This window comes from Streptomyces sp. NPDC001902 (assembly GCF_042891295.1).
Taxonomy (GTDB): Bacteria; Actinomycetota; Actinomycetes; order Streptomycetales; family Streptomycetaceae; genus Actinacidiphila.
This window is the reverse complement of sequence record NZ_JBIATA010000005.1, coordinates 247,797-265,086: the sequence shown is the minus strand read 5'-3', so window position 1 is coordinate 265,086 and position 17,290 is coordinate 247,797. Positions and strand designations below refer to the sequence as shown.

Genomic DNA, 17,290 nt, shown 5'->3' with positions numbered 1-17,290 from the left:
CGGCCGCCCAGGGCCGGGATACCATGCCCGCCCGTCCAGGCAGCCCCGTCCGGAGGTGTGCGATGGCACGTCCCGTCTTCCCCGAGGCCCCCGTCCCGCCCGGTGAACTGGACCGCGCACTGCGGCCGTTCGGAACCTCGACGATGCTGCCCGGCGAGGCGTACACCTCGGCCGCCGTCCTCGACTGGGAGCGGCGGCACCTGTTCGCCGGCACCTGGTGCTGCCTCGGCCGCACCGACGACCTGTTCACCGGGCCGGACGGGACCGCCGTCACGCAGCGCGACCTGGTCGTGGGCGACGTCCCGGTCCTGCTCACGCGCTCCGGGGACGGCGGCGCCGTCCGCGCGTTCGCCAACACCTGCCGGCACCGGGCCCACGAACTCCTGCCCGAGGGCGGCACGGGCACCCGGGACATCGTCCCGTGCCCCTACCACGCCTGGGCGTACGGCCTGGACGGCGCGTTGCGCAGGGCGCCCGGCTTCCAGGACGTGCCCTCCTTCGAGCGCCGGGACCACGGGCTGGCCGGACTGCCCGCCGTCGAGTGGCACGGCTGGGTCATGGCCAACGCGACCGGCGGCGCGGCACCGTTCGCCGAGCACCTCGGCGGGATGGGCCCGCTGGTCGACCCGTACGCCCCCGGGGAGCTGAAGGCCGCCGAGCGGCACGCGTACACGGTCCGCGCGAACTGGAAGGTGATCGCCGAGAACTACCACGAGTGCTACCACTCCCCGCTGATCCACCCCGAGCTGTGCGCCGTGTCCCCGCCGGCCAGCGGCGACAACTACGACCTCCCCGGCGCATGGGTGGGCGGGGCGATGGACCTGCGGGACGGCGCGGAGACGATGTCCCTGACCGGCCGGTCCCGGGGGACCTTCATCGACGGCACGGACCGGCGCCGCGTGCTGTACCTCGGCCTCTTCCCGAACCTGCTGCTCTCCCTGCACCCCGACTACGTGATGACCCATCTGCTCGTCCCGGAAGCCCCGGACCTCACCCGGGTCACCTGCACCTGGTACGTACCCCAGGGCGTGACCGACGCCTCGTACGCCGTGGAGTTCTGGGACCGCACGAACCGGCAGGACTGGGCCGCCTGCGAGTCGGTGCAGCGCGGCCTGGCCTCCCCGCACTACCTCCCCGGCCCCTTCGCCCCCAACGAGGACGCGGTCCACCGCTGGGTCACGATGGTCGGCCGCGCCTACCGCGGCACGCCCCCGTGGGAACCGCTCGACCCCGCCTAGTCCACCGCCCGGGCGGTCACTCCACGAAGCTGCCGCTCCGATACCCCATGCGCACGTCCCCGACCTCCAGCAGTACGTCGGAGATCGTGAAGTGCTTTTCGAGGGCCGTCCGCAGCGACTCCAGGGCGGCGCGGATCTCGGACAGCTGCTCGCGCGGCTCGCGCTCCCGCAGGTACCGGACGACGGATTCGTACGTCGACGGTCCCCATGGGGACGACGTGGCGAGCGCGGTGTCACGCCACCGGGGCGCGAACTCCTCCAGGTTGGCCATCATCCGGCGCTGCCCCTCCCTGCTGCCGGGATGACCGACGTCCATCGCCCTCGCGAGGTCCTCCTGCGTCGGGGCGAGCGGCAGGGCCCCGGAGCGCATGATGGCGAGGAGCACCTGCAGGGCGTTGAACTTGCCGCTGAGCAGCGGCTGGAGCCGGTTGTAGGCCTCGGGGTCGATGATCTGCAGCGCCACACCGTGGTCACCCATCAGGCCGGAGATCCGCGCGAGGTTCACGATCTGCCTCTGCACACCCCGGGCGACCCAGCCCCCCGCGCCGAGCGCGTACGCGTCGTCACCGTGCTCGAGGTGCCGGCCCATCCGCTCCGCGTAGCCCTCCAGGTTCCTGACGATGCCTTCCGCCTCCAGCATCACCTCGTTGAGCCGCACGTAGAGGATGAACAGCTCCGCGCCGAGTTTGCGGCGCCGCTTCTCCTCGCGGATCGCCCTCAGTCCCGGCAGCCCTTGCACGAGTGCCTCGACCAGGGTCCGTACCAATTCGACCATCGTTGTCCTTCGCGGTCCGATCGCTCATGGATCCTCCGCCGCCTGCGTACGGTGGCGGGAACCGGCAAGGCCGGACTCTAACAGCCGGTCGAACGCCACAGGCCCTGGATGCGCCGCCCGGGTCCGCACACCTCCCGGCGCGCCAGTCCCGCTCCGGGCGCGGCGGGCCGCATACGCTGCGAGGACGTACGACCCGGCGCCCGCGGCTACGCGTACGCACAGGGAAAGGGTGTGGCATGACGTCCCCAGGCGTGCACCTCCGGGAGATCACCGACGACAACCGCGAGGCCGTCCGTGCCCTGCGCGTCCGGCACAAGCAGAAGCAGTTCGTCGCGTCGGTGTCCCTGTCGCTCAAGCAGGCGGCGAAGATGCCGGACGCCAACCCCTGGTACCGCGCCGTGTACCGCGGCGACGAGCCGGTCGGCTTCGTGATGCTGTCGTGGAGACCGCCGGCCGGCCCCTACCAGGGACGGCACTTCATCTGGCGCCTCCTCATCGACAAGCACCACCAGGGGCACGGCATCGGCCGGGAGGTGCTCACCCAGATCGCCGACCTGGTCCGCGCCGACGGCGCCACCGAGCTGCTGACCAGCTACGAGCCCGGTGACGGCGAACCCTGGCCCTTCTACCGCAAGTTCGGCTTCGAGCCCACCGGTGAGATCGACGACGGCGAGATCGTCCTGCGGCTCGCCCTCCCACCCGGCTGAGCACCGCGCGGGCGCGTGAACGCATCGGTCATCCGTCGAAGCGCCGCCACGGGAGGTCGAGCAGTCCGAGCGGATGCGGTGCACCGCGGTGCCGGGCGCCGACCCAGACGTCGAGCGTTCCTTCGTCCCCGCTGGGGCTGACCGTGGCGACGAGACCAGGGGCCGACCAGGAAGTGCGTGACGCGACGGGGGCCGGTGCGGGGCCGACCAGCCGGAACTCCCGTTCGTTCCACACCCCGCTGACGTCCGGGTCGTCCCCGGGGTCCGCGACGATCACCACCGACAGGGGTCCGACCACGACGGTCGCCCCGGGCACGCGGAACACGTCACCGCCCGGCCCGGCAAGACCGCAGGCCGCGTCCTCGTCGACGTGGGTCAGGGGCGCAGGCATCATCCCGGAAGGATATTCGGGCGACGATCGACGCCGGCTCACGGTGCTGACCCTCCGCCGGCTGTTCCCGGACCTCAATGCCGTTGGACACAGTGCCTGTCGGTGACGTGTGTGCCGAGGCAGTAGGCGCCGGTTCAGCCTGGCTGTTACGGTCCTGGCCGTGATCGACACGCTCCCGGACTCCGCTTGAGCCCGTCTCCCCACGCACGGCAGGTCCCCCACGAGCGCGTACAGCACCGGCGAGATACCGCAATCCCCGAACCATCACTGACCGGCGGCGGCGCAGGCTGACCCCGTCACGCCCTGAGCAACCGTCGTTGACCGACCCTGCCCGGCCTTGGCCGGGCACCACCGGCACCCTGGAGGCCAGCACGTGATGCGCCCTACCGCTGCTGTCAGGCGGGCGACCTTCCTCGCGATACTCGTGTCCGAATTCCTGAACCTGCTGGGTGCGGGAATGGCGTCGATCGCCGTCACGCTCACCGTCACGACGAGGACCGGCGAGGCCTCCACGCTCGCGGTCCTGCTGGCGGTGCGCACGTTCACGAGCGTCTTCTTCGCCCCGTTCGCGGGCGTCATCGTCGACCGTTTCCCTCAACGGCACGTTCTGCTCGGGGCCAACGCCGTGCTGGCCGCGACGGTCGCCGCGCTGTTCCTCATCGTGCGCGACGACCACGTCGACTTCGTCCTGATCGGCGTCGTCCTCGTCGTGCAGGCCCTCGCCGACAGCGTGGCGCAGTCGCTCATCGTCAGTGTGGTGAGGCACCTGGCGAGCGATGTCGAACTGGTCCGCTCCAACGCGCTCGTCCACCTGGTGCAGAGCGTTCCGCAGATCCTGGCACCGGCGATCGGCGCGTGGACCTACGCGGTCTCCGGGCCGGACGTCGTGCTGGGAACCAGTCTCACCGGGCTGCTGCTCTCCTTCTCCCTCATGGCGGTGCTGGCCCGAGGGTTGCCCATGGTCGAACGGGGGGCGAGGCAGTCGCCGTTCGCGCATGTCGCGGCCGGTTTCCGGTTCATCTGGGCGCATCGCGGCCTGCGCCGGTTGCAGCTGTCGTACAGCGCCCTGAACTTCTTCAACGGCCTCTCGGCAGCCGGGCTGGTGGCCTACGTGACCCGGCACGCCGGCAGTGTCGGCTGGGGGTCGTACTCCGCGTTCGGCGGAGTGGGGCTGGTCTCCGGCGCCCTGTACATGACGCTGCGCAAGCGGCCGCACCGCGCCGACGTCCTCCTGCCCGCCGCACAGGCCACCGCGGCCGTGGCAGGCCGCATCCTGCTCGTCGTACCAGGTGCCCACTGGCTCTGGTACCTGGGGAGTTTCGGCCGCAACGCGGGGCTGCAGCTCACCGGCGGCCCGATGACCGCGATCTGGCAGCGCCAGTCACCCGGCGACGCGCTCGGCGTCGTCAGCGGCTGCCGCCGCCTGATCTCCCAGGGCGCCTACCCGGTCGCGGTGCTCATCGGCGGCCTTTCCTACGACTGGTGGACGGCAGCGATCGGTTCCGGCGGCATGTTCTTCACCGTCCTGGGGGTCGCGGAACTCGCGGCGGTCTCGCTGTGGCTCTCCGGCCCGGTACAGGCGGTGTTCCTCGCCGAGAACCCGCACGTCGACGGGGAGCGGATGGGGAAGATCGACGCCAAGGTCGCCCAGGGCGAGGCGATCTGACGCATACGAGGCACAGCTCCCTCGACGCGCGAGCGCCCTCCCGCGGGAGGGCGCTCGTCACGTCGGCCAAGGCCGCCGCCACCGGTCCAGGGTGTCCCGTGAACGTCGATCGCAGGAGGACGAGCCGAGAGCCCCGGCGACCTGAAGGACCTCTGAAGAGGTCGCCCGGACTGCGATGAGTTCCAGCACGGTCCCGGGTCTTCAGGTACATCCACCTTCCGCACGCCAATTTGGAGGCACCTTGAAGCTCCTGCTCACGTCAGGCGGCGTCACGAACCCGAGCATCCACACGGCGCTCGTCAAGCTCCTCGGCAAGCCGATCGCCGAGTGCCACGCCCTCTGCATCCCGACAGCACAATGGGGTCACCCGATGTGCGGGCCGACATCGGTGCGGGGCCTCGCAGCCGCCGAGCCCCGGTGGCAGCACCTGACCGGCCTCGGCTGGGCGTCACTCGGCGTCCTCGAACTCACCGCACTGCCCACCATCGGCGCAGAACGATGGGTCCCCTGGGTCCGGGAGGCCGACGTGCTCCTGGTCGACGGCGGTGACGCGACGTACCTGTGCCACTGGATGCGGGAGTCCGGGCTGGCCGATCTGCTGCCTTCGCTGCCCGACACGGTCTGGGTGGGAGTGAGTGCCGGAAGCATGGTGATGACGCCCCGGATCGGAGCGTACTTCGTCGAGTGGGCGTCCGCGCCGGACGACCGCACTCTGGGAGTCGTCGACTTCTCGATCTTCCCGCACCTGGACGCCTTCCCGACGAACACCCCGGCTGACGCGGAGCGCTGGGCCGCCGACATCGGCGTCCCGGCCTACGCCATCGACGAACAGACGGCCATCCAGGTCGTCGACGGGTCCGTCGAGGTGGTCTCCGAAGGGCAATGGACAAAATTCGGGTCATAGCCGCCCGACAGTCGTGACGTCGCGTCGTTCCGCGAGACCCCATGACGTGCCGCGACCTCGACCACCGGGGCGCCCGCGGCCACCTCCATGACCGCGTGATCCCGCTGCTCGACCACGCCCAACTCCACCAGCGCGGCCCCGGCCCTCCCGCACGCGCCGAACCAGGCCCCGCACCCGACAGCGCCGTCACCCGAATGGCGCATCATGACGTGCCACCCACATGGGTGAAGATCAAGCTGACTAGTGTCCGAACCGAGGCAATGCGTGAAAGGGGAACCACATGCGCATGCGACGAATCCTCGCCGCCGTCATCGCCACGGCAGCCCTCACGGGACTCGGCCTCACCGGCGCCGCCACCGCCACCGCCGCCACCACCGCCACCACCGCCAGCCCCACCCCGGGTGAGTGCGAGCAGGGCGGCGGAACGGTCGACTGGGCGACCAACACCTGCAAGGGCGGCACGTACGACGGGCAGATGGTCGACTAGTACCACTATGCGCCCCGCAGCCACCCGCTGCGGGGCGCTCCCGCGCGAGCGTGGCCGGGAGAGTCGCAGGGCCCCGCACGCTCGCCCCGACCACACGGTGGTGCCGCCGGACGGCGCCCGGATCGAACTCCTGGAGCGGGGCTCCTGGACGAGCGCCCTCCCGGGCCGTCCTCGTGCCGTGGAAGGGCGCTCGGCGATGACCAACGTCGACAACTGCCGACAGCTCGGCAGCGGATCAGGACGTTGATCGAAAAGACGGCCGCAGGTCACGGCCGCCGGCGGTCAGTTGTGGCTGTGCAGGATCTCGTTCAGCCCGCCCCACGAGCCCGTGCGCTGGAGGACCTCGACCGCGCCGGTGATGGAGTTGCGGCGGAAGAGGAGGTTGTTGGCGCCGGAGAGCTCCTTGGCCTTGACGATGGTCTCGTCGGGGAGGGAGACCCGGGTGCCCGCGGTGACGTAGAGGCCGGCCTCGACGACGCAGTCGTCGCCCAGGGAGATGCCGATGCCGGCCTCGGCGCCGAGGAGGCAGCGCTCACCGATGGAGACGACCGCCTTGCCGCCGCCGGAGAGGGTGCCCATGATCGAGGCCCCACCGCCGATGTCGGAGCCGTCGCCGACGATGACGCCCTGGCTGATGCGGCCCTCGACCATGGAGGTGCCCAGCGTGCCGGCGTTGAAGTTGCAGAAGCCCTCGTGCATCACCGTGGTGCCGGACGCGAGGTGCGCGCCGAGGCGGACGCGGTCGGCGTCGGCGATGCGGACGCCGGCGGGGACGACGTAGTCCGTCATGCGCGGGAACTTGTCCACGCCGTAGACCGACAGGTGCAGCCCCTCGGCGCGGGCGGCGAGGCGGGCGCGCTCGATGTCGCCGACGGGGACGGGCCCGATGGAGGTCCAGGCGACGTTGGCCAGGAGGCCGAAGATGCCGTCCAGGTTCTGGCCGTTGGGCTTCACCAGGCGGTGGCTCAGCAGGTGCAGCCGCAGGTATGCGTCGTGCGCGTCGAGCGGCTTGTCGTCGGTCGAGGCGATGACGGTGCGTACGGCGACGACCTCGACGCCGCGGCGCGGGTCCGGCCCCAGGGCCTTGGGGGCGGCGTCTCCCAGCAGCTCGGCGGCCTGCTCGGCGGAGAGCCGTTCGGTCCCGGCGGGGCCGGGCGCCGCCACGAGCTCGGGCGCGGGGAACCAGGTGTCGAGGACGGTGCCGTCGGCGGCGATCGTGGCGAGGCCTGCGGCAACGGCACCGGTGGCGCGAGAGGTGGCGGTCGTTTCAGTCATGTGTCGAACGCTAGTCGTTGCGTCCCGCACTTGCCCAACCGGCCCGCCATCCGGAACGCCGGCGCCCGCCCGCCTCGGCCCCGGCCGATCCGGCGTCCCGCGCACCCGCGTCGACGGACCCGGAGCCGCGCCGCCACCGAGCGGCGGCCGCCAGCAGCACCGCCCCGCTGAGCGCGGCCAGCACCGCGCAGACCGGCCACAGCGCGCCGGGCGCGGCCTCGTACAGGGCGCCGCCGAGGGGCGGGGCGAGGACGGTACCGCTGACCGAGGCGCCTGCGTACAGGGACTGGAAGCGGCCCTGCAGGTGGTCGGGGGCGCTGTCGGCCACGTAGGCGGTGGCGGTGGTCTTGTAGAGGATCTCCCCCGCCGTGAGGAGCAGCATCATCGTGACCGCGGCGGCGATGTACGGGCCGCCGGCCAGGGCGGCGTAGCCGGCGCCGACGAGGACGAGCCCGGTGCCGATGATCGGCAGCGGGGGGCGGCGGCGCAGGGCGACGGTGGCCGGGATCTCCAGGCAGAGGATGACGCCTCCGTTGACGGCGATGAGCAGGCCGTACGCGGCGGTGCCGATGCCGTGGTCGGCGAGCCAGACGGGCAGGGTGGAGTACTGCTGCCGGTAGACGGTGTCGGTGACCAGGACCGTCGCCAGCAGCACCACGACGGCGGGCCGGGCGCGCAGTGCCGCCCACAACCCGTCGGCGCCGGCGGCGGGGACGGCACGGGCCCGGCGGGCGCCCTGGGCGGGCAGCGCGCGGGCGGCGTAGCCGGCGAAGAGCAGGGTGCCGATGCCGTCGGCGACGAAGAGCCAGGTGTACGAGGTGCGGGCGGCCAGGAGCGCGCCGAGCGGCGGCCCCACGGTGAAGCCCGCGTTGGAGGCGAAGCGCAGCACGGCGAAACCCTGGCGGCGCGCGCCCTCGGGGACGGAGACGGCGACGAGCGCGGAGTTGGCGGCCCGCACGGTGCCGGACGCGTACTGCGCGAGCAGCAGGACGGGCAGCAGCGCGGCGGTCGGCAGGGCGGGCAGCAGGACGAGTCCGGCGCCGGAGACGGCGGACCCGGCGAGCAGGACGCGGCGGTGCCCGAGGTGGTCGCCGAACCAGCCGCCGGTGAAGTTGCCGGCGACCAGGCCCACCCCGCCCGTGCCGGCGATCAGCCCGGCCTCCGGTACGGGCAGGCCCCGTACCGAGGTCAGCCAGACGAAGAGGTAGACGAACGTGAAGCTCACGACCGCGTTCGTGAAGACCCCGGCGGCCAGCAACCAGACGACCCTGGGCACCTCGCGCATGCCCGTACCCCCTCCTCCGCCCAGTGAGTTCCTTTTGGAAACTCACTCCCGGCTGGCAGGATAGCGGCATGGCCCGCCGCACAGAACTCGGTGACGCGAATTGCTCCATCGCCCAGGCCCTCGACGTGGTCGGCGACTGGTGGACGCTGCTGATCGTGCGGGACGCCGCCCGCGGCGTGGACCGCTTCGACGACCTGCAGCGCGAACTCGGCGTCTCCCGCAAGGTGCTGGCCGAGCGGCTGCGCCTGCTGGTCGACGCGGACGTGCTGGCCCGTGAGCCGTACCAGGACCGCCCCGTGCGCCACGCGTACCGGCTCACCCCGCGCGGCCGGGCGCTGCTGCCGGTGCTGATCGCCCTCCAGGACTGGGGCGACCAGTGGGTGCTGGGCGACGGCACGACCACCGGCACCGCACCGGACGGCTCACGGGAGGCGGAGCGCGTGCACGCGCTGACGGGGACCCGCGTGCCGGCGCTGCTGCTCCCCGCGGGCCCGGACGGCGAACTCCGCGACCCGGTGGCCGCGGACCGCCCGTTCACGGTCCTCTACTGCTTCCCCGGCGCCTACGCGCGGCCCGCGTCCTACCCCCCGGGCTGGGGCGACATCCCGGGTGCGGCGGGTTGCACGCTGGAGTCCTGCACCTACCGGGACCGGCAGGCGGAGTTCACCGCGGCGGGCGCGGCCGTGCACGGGGTGAGCACCCAGCGTCCGGACGAGCAGGCGGAGTTCGCCGAGCGGGAGCGGTTGCGCTTCCCTCTGCTGTCGGACGCGGAGCTGACCCTGTCCGCGGCGCTGCGGCTGCCGACCTTCCGCGCGGGCGGCGCGGTACGGCTGAAGCGGCTGACGCTGGTGGTCGGCGCGGACCGGGTGGTCCGGCGGGTGTTCTACCCGGTCACGGACATCACGGCGAGCGTGGCGGAGGCGCTCGAGGCGGTCAGGACTGCGTCGCGGCCTTGACCGCGTCCGGTTCGGCGGCCGCGTCCCGTACGCCCGGCAGCCGCTGGGCACCGAGCACGGCCGCGCCGGCGACGACGCCGAGCACCGCGCACAGCGGCCACAGCGCGCCCGGCGCGTGCTCGTAGAGCACGCCGCCGAGCGGGGCGGCCAGCACCACGCCGCTGATGGACGCGCCGGCGTACATGCTCTGGAAGCGGCCCTGCAGGTGGTCGGGGGCGTTGTCGGCCACGTAGGCGGTGGACGGCGACTTGTAGAGGATGTCCCCCACGGTCAGCAGGATCATCATCGCGACGGCGGCCGCGACGTACCATCCGCCGGTGGTCAGCGCGGCGAAGCCGAGCCCGACCAGGATCACGCCGAGGCCGATGATCGGCAGCGGGGCGCGCCGGCGCAGGGCGATGGTGACCGGGAGTTCGAGGAGGATCACCAGCGCGCCGTTGATGGCGATGAGGGCGCCGTAGACGCCCGTGCCGATGCCGTGGTCCTTCAGGTACACGGGCAGGGTGGAGTACTGCTGGCGGTAGATGGTGTCGGCGACCAGGATCGCGACGAGCAGCACCAGGACGGCGGGCCGGGCGCGCAGCGCGGTCCACAGGCCGGGCGCGTCGGGCGATGCCTCGCCCTTGGGCCGGTGGTTGCCGTTCGCCGGCAGGATGAAATGCGCGTAGACACCGAAGAAGAGCATGCCGAGGCCGTCGGCCACGAACAGCCAGTCGTACGAGATCGTCGTGGCGATCAGCGCACCGAGCGGCGGGCCCACGGTGACGCCGAGGTTCGCCATGAAGCGCAGCAGGGCGAAGCCCTGACGGCGGGAGCCCTCGGGCACGGAGAAGGCGATGAGCGCCGAGTTGGAGGCCCGGGTGATGCCGGTGGCGTACTGGGCGACCGGGAAGACCACCGCGAGGGCGGCGGTCGGCGTCAGCGGCAGGGCCGCCAGGCCGAGACCGGACACGACCATGCCGGTGATCAGGGTGCGGCGGTGCCCGAAGCGGTCGCCGAACCAGCCGCCGGTGAAGTTGCCGGCGACCATGCCGACGCCGCCCACACCGGCGATGAGTCCTGCCTGGGAGGTGCTGAGCCCCCGCGGTCCGGTCAGGTAGACGAAGAGGTAGACGAAGGTGAAGCTCACCGCCGCCACGAAGAACATGCCGCTGGCCAGGAGCCACACCACCCTCGGTATGTCCTTCATCGCCTGTTTCATACTGCCCTCCGATCGACGCTCTACAAGAATCGATCACGTGAAGGCGTGAATGCGGCGCGTGAGGATGCCGGATCAGGTCGCGGCCGGTATAGGTCAGCGAACCCGGTCACAGGTGCCGATGATCCGGGCGAAGACCTCGCGGGCCTCCTCCCGGTCGATGTCGCGGCCGGTCAGCAGTGCCTGCAGGCACATCCCGTCGGTGAGGGCGGCCAGCGCGCGGGCGGTGACCGGGTCGGTCCACCGGGTGAGGAGCGCGGCCATGTGGTCCACCCACTCCGCGGCGACCGGGCGTACGGCATCGTGGCGGAGCGCGGCGAGGTAGAGCTCGTACTCCAGTTGCGCACGCGGACGGTCCCGGGAGACCGTCTCCTCGACGAACCGGGCCAGTTCCGCGGCGAGGTCGGCGCCGGGCGAGCCGAGCAGGGCGCGCTCCCCGACCTCCCGGAAGAAGGCCTCGTTGCACTGCCGCAGCGCGGCCACCAGCAGGTCGTCGAGGGTGGCGAAGTGGTACGTGGTCGAGCCGAGCGGGACGTCGGCCGCCGCGGCGACGGCCCGGTGGCTCAGCCCGGCGATGCCGCGCTCGCCGACGACGCGGATCGCGGCGTCGATGACGCGCTGCCGCCGCTCCGGGTCGTACCGGCGGGCCATCAGTGGGCGCCGCCGAGGTTGAGGACGACCACCCCGGCGATGACCAGGGCGATCCCCGTCAGCTTGGCGGCGGTGGCCGCCTCGCCGAGGAAGACCATGCCGATGGCGGCGATGGCCGCGGTGCCGACTCCGGCCCATATCGCGTAGGCGGTGCCCACGGACATCGACTTGAGCGTCTGCGCGAGCAGCGCGAAGGCGATCAGGTAGCCGGCGGTGGTGCCGAGGGAGGGCCACAGCTTGGTGAAGCCGTCGCTGTATTTCATGGACGTCGTACCGAGCACTTCGGCGAGGATCGCCCCGCCCAGCAATGCGTATGCCATGCGTACGAGCGTACACATCGATGTGTACGCCCGTACGCATGGCGGGCCCCTCAGGACCGGCGCGGCCACCACCGCTTCCGGGCGGTGTCCGGCGCCGGCGCCAGGCCCAGCGAACCCGTCAGGAAGAACTCCCCGTCCACCCAGTGCCCCGGGGCCGGGGTGTCCGTCAACTCCTCGCCGGCCACGGCGACATCGACCTCGTGGCCGCCGATGGTGCGCACCCGCAGCCGGTGGAAGCGGCCGCCCCCTGCCTCGCCTTCGTGGACCTCGGCGAGCAGGACCTCCCCGGCGAACGCCGCGTGCGCCGAGGGCACCCAGTCCTCGCCCGCCCCCTCGGGCGCGAACAGGCCGAAGGGAATGAGGTAGTCGGGCGCGAAACCGATCTCGCCCTCCTCCTGCGCGGCGTCGTACGCCTGCCTGCCGCCGGTGTGGAGGGTGAGCCGCTCCGCGAGCGCGGCGAGGCGCAGTTCGCCCTCGGGGGCCGTACCGCCCCGGGAGCGCAGCACGGCGCGGTCCTCCAGCTCCACCGCGAGCGGGCACAGCATCGTCCCGCCGGGCCGGTCCAACAGTTCGAGCCGGGCGGTCTCCCCGTCCACCAGCGCCACGCGGGCCACCGGCACCGGCTCCCCGGCGGGCGCCAGGCAGGGCAGCACCTGGGCGATCGAGCGCCCCTGCGTCTCGATGACGACCCGGGCGCCTCCGGCGCCCGTCCACACGTGCCGCCTCAGCTCACCCTCGACCTGCTGCGTGTCCGCGCGTTCGAGGAGCCCGACGACGAGTGAACGGAAGGAGTCCCGGTCGGCCACGCCGAGTCCGATGGCGGCGAAATGACTGCTCATGCGCGGAAGACTCGCCGACCCGGGGGAACCCCCGCAAACGAAAATACGACCGCGGGACGCCGCTCCTCCCCGGAGCGGCGTCCCGCGGTCGTGGTCCCGTGCGGGTCAGACGTTGAAGCCGAGCGCGCGCAGCTGGTCGCGGCCCTCGTCGGTGATCTTGTCGGGGCCCCACGGCGGCATCCAGACCCAGTTGATCTTCAGGTCGTTGACGATGCCGTCGGTGGCCGACTTCGCCTGGTCCTCGATGACGTCGGTCAGCGGGCAGGCCGCCGACGTGAGCGTCATGTCGAGGGTCGCGACGTTGCTGTCGTCGATGTGGATGCCGTAGATCAGGCCGAGGTTGACGACGTCGATGCCCAGTTCGGGGTCGACGACGTCGTAGAGGGCCTCACGGATCTCCTCCTCGCTCGCCGGCTTCGTCGTCGTCACTTCTGCGTTCTCGCTCATGCGGACTCCCTGACCGCGCCATCGCCCAGTGCCTGGGCGGTGGCGTCCTTCCACGCCATCCAGCTCAGCAGCGCGCACTTGACGCGCGCCGGGTACTTCGAGACGCCCGCGAACGCGACCGCGTCCTCCAGCACGTCCTCCATCGCGTCGTCGGGCTCCAGCTTGCCCTTGGACTGCATCAGCTCCAGGAAGACCTCCTGGACCTTCACGGCCTCGTCGACCTCGCGGCCAACGAGCAGTTCGTTGAGCACGGAGGCACTGGCCTGGCTGATGGAACAGCCCTGGCCCTCGTAGCTGATGTCCCGGATGGACGTGCCGTCGAGCTTGACGCGCAGCGTGATCTCGTCGCCGCACGTCGGGTTGACGTGGTGCACCTCGACGTCACCGTCGCGCAGGCCGCGGCCGTGCGGGTTCTTGTAGTGGTCCAGGATGACTTCCTGGTACATCGAATCCAGCTTCACAGGCTTCGCCGTCCGTCCCTCAGCCGAAGAAGTTCCGTACGTGCTCCAGGCCCTCGACCAAGGCGTCGACCTCGGCCGGAGTGGAGTACAGATAGAACGACGCTCGTGTGGTCGCGGGAATTCCGTACCGCAGGCAGACCGGCCGCGCGCAGTGGTGGCCGACGCGCACGGCGATGCCCTGCTCGTCCAGGACCTGGCCCACGTCGTGCGGGTGGATGTCGCCCAGGGTGAAGGAGATCGCGGAGCCGCGGCCCTCGGGGGTGTCCGGTCCGATGATCTTCAGCTCGGGCACCTCCTTCAGCCGCTTCAGCGCGTAGTCGGTGATCGCGTGCTCGTGCGCGGCGATCTTGTCCATGCCGATGGCGCTCAGGTAGTCCACGGCCGCGCCGAGACCGACGGCCTGGGCGATCGGGGGCGTACCCGCCTCGAACTTGTGCGGCGCGGGCGCGTACGTCGACTCGTGCATCGAGACGGTCTCGATCATCTCGCCGCCGCCCAGGAACGGCGGGAGGTCCTCCAGCAGCTCCTGGCGGCCCCACAGCACGCCGATGCCGGTCGGGCCGAGCATCTTGTGGCCGGTGAAGGCCACGAAGTCGGCCTGCAGCGCCTGCACGTCCAGCACCATGTGCGGCGCGGCCTGCGAGGCGTCGATCAGCACCAGGGCGCCGACCTCCTGGGCGCGGCGCACGATGGCCTCGACCGGGTTGACCGTGCCCAGGATGTTGGAGACGAGCGTGAAGGAGACGATCTTCGTCTTCTCGGTGATGACCTGCTCGATGTCGCTCAGGTCGAGCCGGCCGTCGTCGGTCAGGCCGAACCACTTCAGCTTCGCGCCGGTGCGCTGCGAGAGCAGCTGCCACGGGACGATGTTGGAGTGGTGCTCCATCTCCGTGATGACGATCTCGGTCTCGCTGTCCACGCGGTAGGGCTCGTCGGCCCAGCCCAGCATGTTGGCGACCAGGTTCAGCGACTCCGAGGCGTTCTTGGTGAATATCACCTCGTCGCGGCTCGGGGCGTTGACGAACGCGGCGACCTTGTCACGGGCGCCCTCGTACAGCGCCGTGGCCTCCTCGGCGAGCGTGTGCACACCGCGGTGGACGTTGGCGTTGTAGCGCTCGTAGTACTCGCTGAGGGCGTCGATGACCTGGCGCGGCTTCTGCGAGGTCGCTGCGTTGTCCAGGTAGACGAGCTTCTTCCCGTCGTGGACCAGCCGGTCCAGCACCGGGAAGTCCTTGCGGATCGCCTCGGTGTCCAGCAGGCCCGGCAGCTGCACTGTCATGCGGACGCGCCTCCCTTCACATAGGCCTCGTAGCCCTCGGCCTCCAGCTTGTCCGCCAGCTCCGGGCCGCCGGACTCGGCGATCCGCCCCGCGGCGAAGACGTGGACGTGGTCGGGCTTGATGTAGCGCAGGATGCGCGTGTAGTGGGTGATCAGCAGGGTGCCGACCTCACCGCTCTCGCGCACCCGGTTGACGCCCTCGGAGACGATGCGCAGCGCGTCGACGTCCAGGCCCGAGTCGGTCTCGTCGAGGATCGCGATCTTGGGCTTGAGCAGTTCGAGCTGGAGGATCTCGTGGCGCTTCTTCTCACCGCCGGAGAAGCCCTCGTTGACGTTGCGCTCGGCGAAGGAGGGGTCCATGTGCAGGCGCTCCATGGCCTCCTTGACCTCCTTCACCCAGGTGCGCAGCTTCGGGGCCTCGCCGCGGATGGCGGTGGCCGAGGTGCGCAGGAAGTTGGAGACGGAGACGCCGGGGACCTCGACCGGGTACTGCATGGCCAGGAAGACGCCCGCCCGGGCCCGCTCGTCGACGGACATGGCCAGCACGTCCTCGCCGTCCAGGGTCACGGTGCCACCGGTGATGGTGTACTTCGGGTGCCCGGCGAGCGAGTAGGCCAGGGTCGACTTGCCGGAGCCGTTCGGGCCCATGATGGCGTGGGTCTCGCCCTGCTTCACGGTCAGGTCGACACCGCGGAGGATCTCCCGCGGACCGCCCTCGGCCTCGACGGAGACGTGCAGGTCGTGGATCTCAAGCGTTGCCATGGGTGTCTCAGGACTCCTGGGTGACGGAGACGAGCACATCGTCCCCTTGGATCTGAACGGGGTATACGGGGACGGGCCGCGTCGCGGGCAGCCCGGACGGCTTGCCGGTCCGCAGGTCGAAGGAGGAGCCGTGCAGCCAGCACTCGATCTGGCAGTCCTCCACCTCGCCCTCGGACAGGGAGACGTTCGCGTGCGAGCAGATGTCGTTGATCGCGAACACCTCGCCCTCGGTGAGCACGACCGACACCGGAACGCCACCGAGCTCGACACGCTTGGGCGTGTCCTCCTCGAGCTCGCTCAGCGCGCAGGCGCGGACGAAACCTTCGGCGGCGGTCATACGACGGACGCCTCCAGTTCCGCGTCGATCTTCTCCAGCAGGCGCTCCTGCAGGTCGGCGACGCCGATCTGCAGGATCAGCTCGGCGAAGAAGCCGCGGACGACCAGCCGGCGGGCCTCGTCGGCCGGGATGCCGCGGGCCATCAGGTAGAACAGCTGCTCGTCCTCGAAGCGGCCGGTCGCCGAGGCGTGACCGGCGCCGACGATCTCGCCGGTCTCGATCTCCAGGTTCGGCACCGAGTCGACCCGGGCGCCGTCGGTGAGCACCAGGTTGCGGTTGAGCTCGTAGGTGTCGGTGCCCTCGGCCTCGGCGCGGATGAGCACGTCGCCGATCCACACCGCGTGCGCGTCCCGGCCCTGCAGCGCGCCCTTGTACGCCACGTTGGACCGGCAGTGCGGGGTGTCGTGGTCGATGAAGAGGCGGTGCTCCTGGTGCTGGCCCTCGTCGGTGAAGTACAGGCCGTAGAGCTCGGCCTCGCCGCCCGGGGCGCCGTAGACGACCCGCGGGTGCAGCCGCACGACGTCGCCGCCGAAGGTGACCACGACGGACTTGAAGGTCGCGTCGCGGCCGACCAGCGCGGTGTGCTGGGCCGCGTGCACGGCGGTGTCGTCCCAGTCCTGGATCGACACGACGGTCAGCTTGGCGCCGTCACCGATCAGGTACTCGACGTTGGCCGCGACGACGGCGTCACCGGTGTGGTCGATGACCACGACCGCCTCGGCGAAGGCGCCGACCTCGACGACCTGGTGGCCGAAGGCGACCCCGCCCTGGCCGTGCACCGAGATCCGCACCGGCTCGGTGAGCACCGCGTCCTTGGGGACGGAGATGACCGACGCCTTCTCGAAGGAGCTGTACGCCTGGGCGGCGACCCGGTCCACCGGCTTGCCCGCCTTGCCGACCCGGGCGTCGTCCCGGCCGACGGTCTCGACGGTGACGCCCGCGGGGGCGTTCACCTCGACCTTGACGCCGCCACCGGTCGCGACGGCGGTGCCGTCGTGCAGACCGCGCAGCCGCTCCAGCGGGGTGAAGCGCCACTCCTCCTCGCGGCCGTTCGGCACGGGGAAGTCGGCCACGTCGTAGGACGCGGGCGCGCTGACCCGGGCGTCCCGGGGCTGGCCGACCTGGATGGCGCCTTCGGTGGTGGCACCGGCGGCCGGGATGGTTTCAGCCATGGCTGTCTTACTGCCTCTTTCTGCCTATGTGTGCTCGCTCGCCTCCGGGCGCCCGCTTCCGACGTTCCTCGACACTGCGCTCGTTCCTCGCTTGGTCTCGTCACTTTCGGAAGCGGCGCGCCCTTTGGCTCGCTCACGGCC

20 protein-coding genes are annotated in these 17,290 nt (G+C 71.5%); 6 read left to right on the top strand and 14 right to left on the bottom strand.

The window, feature by feature from the left end:
- Window positions 1-62: 62 nt before the first annotated feature.
- A complete protein-coding gene (locus ACFYYN_RS12105) occupies window positions 63-1,238 on the top strand; it encodes an aromatic ring-hydroxylating oxygenase subunit alpha (RefSeq protein WP_500545640.1) in 1,176 nt (391 codons plus the stop codon).
- 16 nt (window positions 1,239-1,254) lie between these two features.
- On the opposite strand, the gene ACFYYN_RS12100 is transcribed toward ACFYYN_RS12105, so the two are convergent.
- Window positions 1,255-2,013, bottom strand: a complete 759-nt coding sequence (locus tag ACFYYN_RS12100; protein WP_500545639.1) for a hypothetical protein — start codon at window positions 2,011-2,013, stop codon at window positions 1,255-1,257.
- 236 nt (window positions 2,014-2,249) lie between these two features.
- Here ACFYYN_RS12100 and ACFYYN_RS12095 point away from each other — a divergent pair, with 236 nt between their 5' ends.
- Complete coding sequence (locus ACFYYN_RS12095) at window positions 2,250-2,720, top strand: GNAT family N-acetyltransferase (protein WP_500545638.1); 471 nt, start codon at window positions 2,250-2,252, stop codon at window positions 2,718-2,720.
- Window positions 2,721-2,748: 28 nt separating this feature from the next.
- On the opposite strand, the gene ACFYYN_RS12090 is transcribed toward ACFYYN_RS12095, so the two are convergent.
- Window positions 2,749-3,114: a hypothetical protein gene (locus ACFYYN_RS12090; protein WP_500545637.1), complete on the bottom strand. Its 366-nt coding sequence runs from the start codon at window positions 3,112-3,114 to the stop codon at window positions 2,749-2,751.
- A gap of 421 nt (window positions 3,115-3,535) precedes the next feature.
- Here ACFYYN_RS12090 and ACFYYN_RS12085 point away from each other — a divergent pair, with 421 nt between their 5' ends.
- The 3 genes from ACFYYN_RS12085 to ACFYYN_RS12075 all read left to right on the top strand — a co-directional run bounded on the left by ACFYYN_RS12085 (window position 3,536) and on the right by ACFYYN_RS12075 (window position 6,168).
- The gene (locus tag ACFYYN_RS12085; protein ID WP_500545636.1) at window positions 3,536-4,777 is read left to right on the top strand and encodes an MFS transporter; all 1,242 of its coding nucleotides are present in this window, start codon (window positions 3,536-3,538) and stop codon (window positions 4,775-4,777) included.
- A 241-nt stretch (window positions 4,778-5,018) separates the two neighbouring features.
- Window positions 5,019-5,681, top strand: coding sequence for a Type 1 glutamine amidotransferase-like domain-containing protein (locus tag ACFYYN_RS12080; RefSeq protein WP_500545635.1), 663 nt, complete (start codon window positions 5,019-5,021; stop codon window positions 5,679-5,681).
- Window positions 5,682-5,961: 280 nt separating this feature from the next.
- Window positions 5,962-6,168, top strand: coding sequence for a hypothetical protein (locus tag ACFYYN_RS12075; RefSeq protein ID WP_500545634.1), 207 nt, complete (start codon window positions 5,962-5,964; stop codon window positions 6,166-6,168).
- 282 nt (window positions 6,169-6,450) lie between these two features.
- Here the strand turns inward: ACFYYN_RS12075 and dapD are convergent, their stop codons facing one another.
- Window positions 6,451-7,443 (bottom strand): 2,3,4,5-tetrahydropyridine-2,6-dicarboxylate N-succinyltransferase, encoded by a 993-nt coding sequence (dapD, locus tag ACFYYN_RS12070; protein WP_499511210.1) that lies wholly within the window; start codon window positions 7,441-7,443, stop codon window positions 6,451-6,453.
- A 10-nt stretch (window positions 7,444-7,453) separates the two neighbouring features.
- Window positions 7,454-8,728, bottom strand: coding sequence for an MFS transporter (locus tag ACFYYN_RS12065; protein WP_500545633.1), 1,275 nt, complete (start codon window positions 8,726-8,728; stop codon window positions 7,454-7,456).
- Between the two features lie 68 nt (window positions 8,729-8,796).
- On the opposite strand from ACFYYN_RS12065, the gene ACFYYN_RS12060 reads away from it, so the two are divergent.
- Complete coding sequence (locus tag ACFYYN_RS12060) at window positions 8,797-9,684, top strand: winged helix-turn-helix transcriptional regulator (RefSeq protein ID WP_500327262.1); 888 nt, start codon at window positions 8,797-8,799, stop codon at window positions 9,682-9,684.
- Here the strand turns inward: ACFYYN_RS12060 and ACFYYN_RS12055 are convergent.
- The 10 genes from ACFYYN_RS12055 to sufD all read right to left on the bottom strand — a co-directional run bounded on the left by ACFYYN_RS12055 (window position 9,662) and on the right by sufD (window position 17,149).
- Window positions 9,662-10,873 carry an MFS transporter gene (locus ACFYYN_RS12055; protein WP_500545632.1) on the bottom strand — a complete coding sequence of 404 codons (1,212 nt, stop codon included), beginning with the start codon at window positions 10,871-10,873 and terminating at the stop codon, window positions 9,662-9,664. The two genes, ACFYYN_RS12060 and ACFYYN_RS12055, sit on opposite strands and share 23 nt — an antisense overlap.
- 105 nt (window positions 10,874-10,978) lie before the next feature.
- The gene (locus tag ACFYYN_RS12050) at window positions 10,979-11,533 is read right to left on the bottom strand and encodes a TetR/AcrR family transcriptional regulator (RefSeq protein ID WP_500545630.1); all 555 of its coding nucleotides are present in this window, start codon (window positions 11,531-11,533) and stop codon (window positions 10,979-10,981) included.
- Window positions 11,533-11,853, bottom strand: a complete 321-nt coding sequence (locus ACFYYN_RS12045; protein WP_500327259.1) for a DMT family transporter — start codon at window positions 11,851-11,853, stop codon at window positions 11,533-11,535. The genes ACFYYN_RS12050 and ACFYYN_RS12045 overlap by 1 nt, the downstream gene beginning before the upstream one ends.
- A gap of 50 nt (window positions 11,854-11,903) precedes the next feature.
- Window positions 11,904-12,692: a hypothetical protein gene (locus ACFYYN_RS12040; protein ID WP_500545629.1), complete on the bottom strand. Its 789-nt coding sequence runs from the start codon at window positions 12,690-12,692 to the stop codon at window positions 11,904-11,906.
- 105 nt (window positions 12,693-12,797) lie between these two features.
- Window positions 12,798-13,139: a metal-sulfur cluster assembly factor gene (locus tag ACFYYN_RS12035; protein ID WP_018560667.1), complete on the bottom strand. Its 342-nt coding sequence runs from the start codon at window positions 13,137-13,139 to the stop codon at window positions 12,798-12,800.
- On the bottom strand, window positions 13,136-13,600 hold the full coding sequence (gene sufU / locus ACFYYN_RS12030) for a Fe-S cluster assembly sulfur transfer protein SufU (RefSeq protein WP_500545628.1): 465 nt from the start codon (window positions 13,598-13,600) through the stop codon (window positions 13,136-13,138). Before sufU ends, ACFYYN_RS12035 begins: the two co-directional genes overlap by 4 nt.
- Before the next feature lie 19 nt (window positions 13,601-13,619).
- Window positions 13,620-14,879 (bottom strand): cysteine desulfurase, encoded by a 1,260-nt coding sequence (locus tag ACFYYN_RS12025; RefSeq protein ID WP_500545627.1) that lies wholly within the window; start codon window positions 14,877-14,879, stop codon window positions 13,620-13,622.
- Window positions 14,876-15,640, bottom strand: a complete 765-nt coding sequence (gene sufC / locus ACFYYN_RS12020) for a Fe-S cluster assembly ATPase SufC (RefSeq protein WP_500327254.1) — start codon at window positions 15,638-15,640, stop codon at window positions 14,876-14,878. Before sufC ends, ACFYYN_RS12025 begins: the two co-directional genes overlap by 4 nt.
- Before the next feature lie 7 nt (window positions 15,641-15,647).
- Entirely contained in the window at window positions 15,648-15,977 is a 330-nt protein-coding gene (locus tag ACFYYN_RS12015) for a non-heme iron oxygenase ferredoxin subunit (RefSeq protein ID WP_396348051.1), read from the bottom strand.
- The gene (gene sufD, locus ACFYYN_RS12010) at window positions 15,974-17,149 is read right to left on the bottom strand and encodes a Fe-S cluster assembly protein SufD (protein ID WP_500545626.1); all 1,176 of its coding nucleotides are present in this window, start codon (window positions 17,147-17,149) and stop codon (window positions 15,974-15,976) included. Before sufD ends, ACFYYN_RS12015 begins: the two co-directional genes overlap by 4 nt.
- Between the last annotated feature and the right edge of the window lie 141 nt (window positions 17,150-17,290).

Coding starts and splice junctions, on each gene's coding strand:
- ACFYYN_RS12105 (WP_500545640.1), top strand. CDS start 63: ATGGCACGTCCCGTCTTCCCCGAGGCCCCCGTCCCGCCCGGTGAACTG.
- ACFYYN_RS12100 (WP_500545639.1), bottom strand. CDS start 2,013: ATGGTCGAATTGGTACGGACCCTGGTCGAGGCACTCGTGCAAGGGCTG.
- ACFYYN_RS12095 (WP_500545638.1), top strand. CDS start 2,250: ATGACGTCCCCAGGCGTGCACCTCCGGGAGATCACCGACGACAACCGC.
- ACFYYN_RS12090 (WP_500545637.1), bottom strand. CDS start 3,114: ATGATGCCTGCGCCCCTGACCCACGTCGACGAGGACGCGGCCTGCGGT.
- ACFYYN_RS12075 (WP_500545634.1), top strand. CDS start 5,962: ATGCGCATGCGACGAATCCTCGCCGCCGTCATCGCCACGGCAGCCCTC.
- dapD (WP_499511210.1), bottom strand. CDS start 7,443: ATGACTGAAACGACCGCCACCTCTCGCGCCACCGGTGCCGTTGCCGCA.
- ACFYYN_RS12065 (WP_500545633.1), bottom strand. CDS start 8,728: ATGCGCGAGGTGCCCAGGGTCGTCTGGTTGCTGGCCGCCGGGGTCTTC.
- ACFYYN_RS12060 (WP_500327262.1), top strand. CDS start 8,797: ATGGCCCGCCGCACAGAACTCGGTGACGCGAATTGCTCCATCGCCCAG.
- ACFYYN_RS12055 (WP_500545632.1), bottom strand. CDS start 10,873: ATGAAGGACATACCGAGGGTGGTGTGGCTCCTGGCCAGCGGCATGTTC.
- ACFYYN_RS12050 (WP_500545630.1), bottom strand. CDS start 11,533: ATGGCCCGCCGGTACGACCCGGAGCGGCGGCAGCGCGTCATCGACGCC.
- ACFYYN_RS12045 (WP_500327259.1), bottom strand. CDS start 11,853: ATGGCATACGCATTGCTGGGCGGGGCGATCCTCGCCGAAGTGCTCGGT.
- ACFYYN_RS12040 (WP_500545629.1), bottom strand. CDS start 12,692: ATGAGCAGTCATTTCGCCGCCATCGGACTCGGCGTGGCCGACCGGGAC.
- ACFYYN_RS12035 (WP_018560667.1), bottom strand. CDS start 13,139: ATGAGCGAGAACGCAGAAGTGACGACGACGAAGCCGGCGAGCGAGGAG.
- ACFYYN_RS12025 (WP_500545627.1), bottom strand. CDS start 14,879: ATGACAGTGCAGCTGCCGGGCCTGCTGGACACCGAGGCGATCCGCAAG.
- sufC (WP_500327254.1), bottom strand. CDS start 15,640: ATGGCAACGCTTGAGATCCACGACCTGCACGTCTCCGTCGAGGCCGAG.
- ACFYYN_RS12015 (WP_396348051.1), bottom strand. CDS start 15,977: ATGACCGCCGCCGAAGGTTTCGTCCGCGCCTGCGCGCTGAGCGAGCTC.
- sufD (WP_500545626.1), bottom strand. CDS start 17,149: ATGGCTGAAACCATCCCGGCCGCCGGTGCCACCACCGAAGGCGCCATC.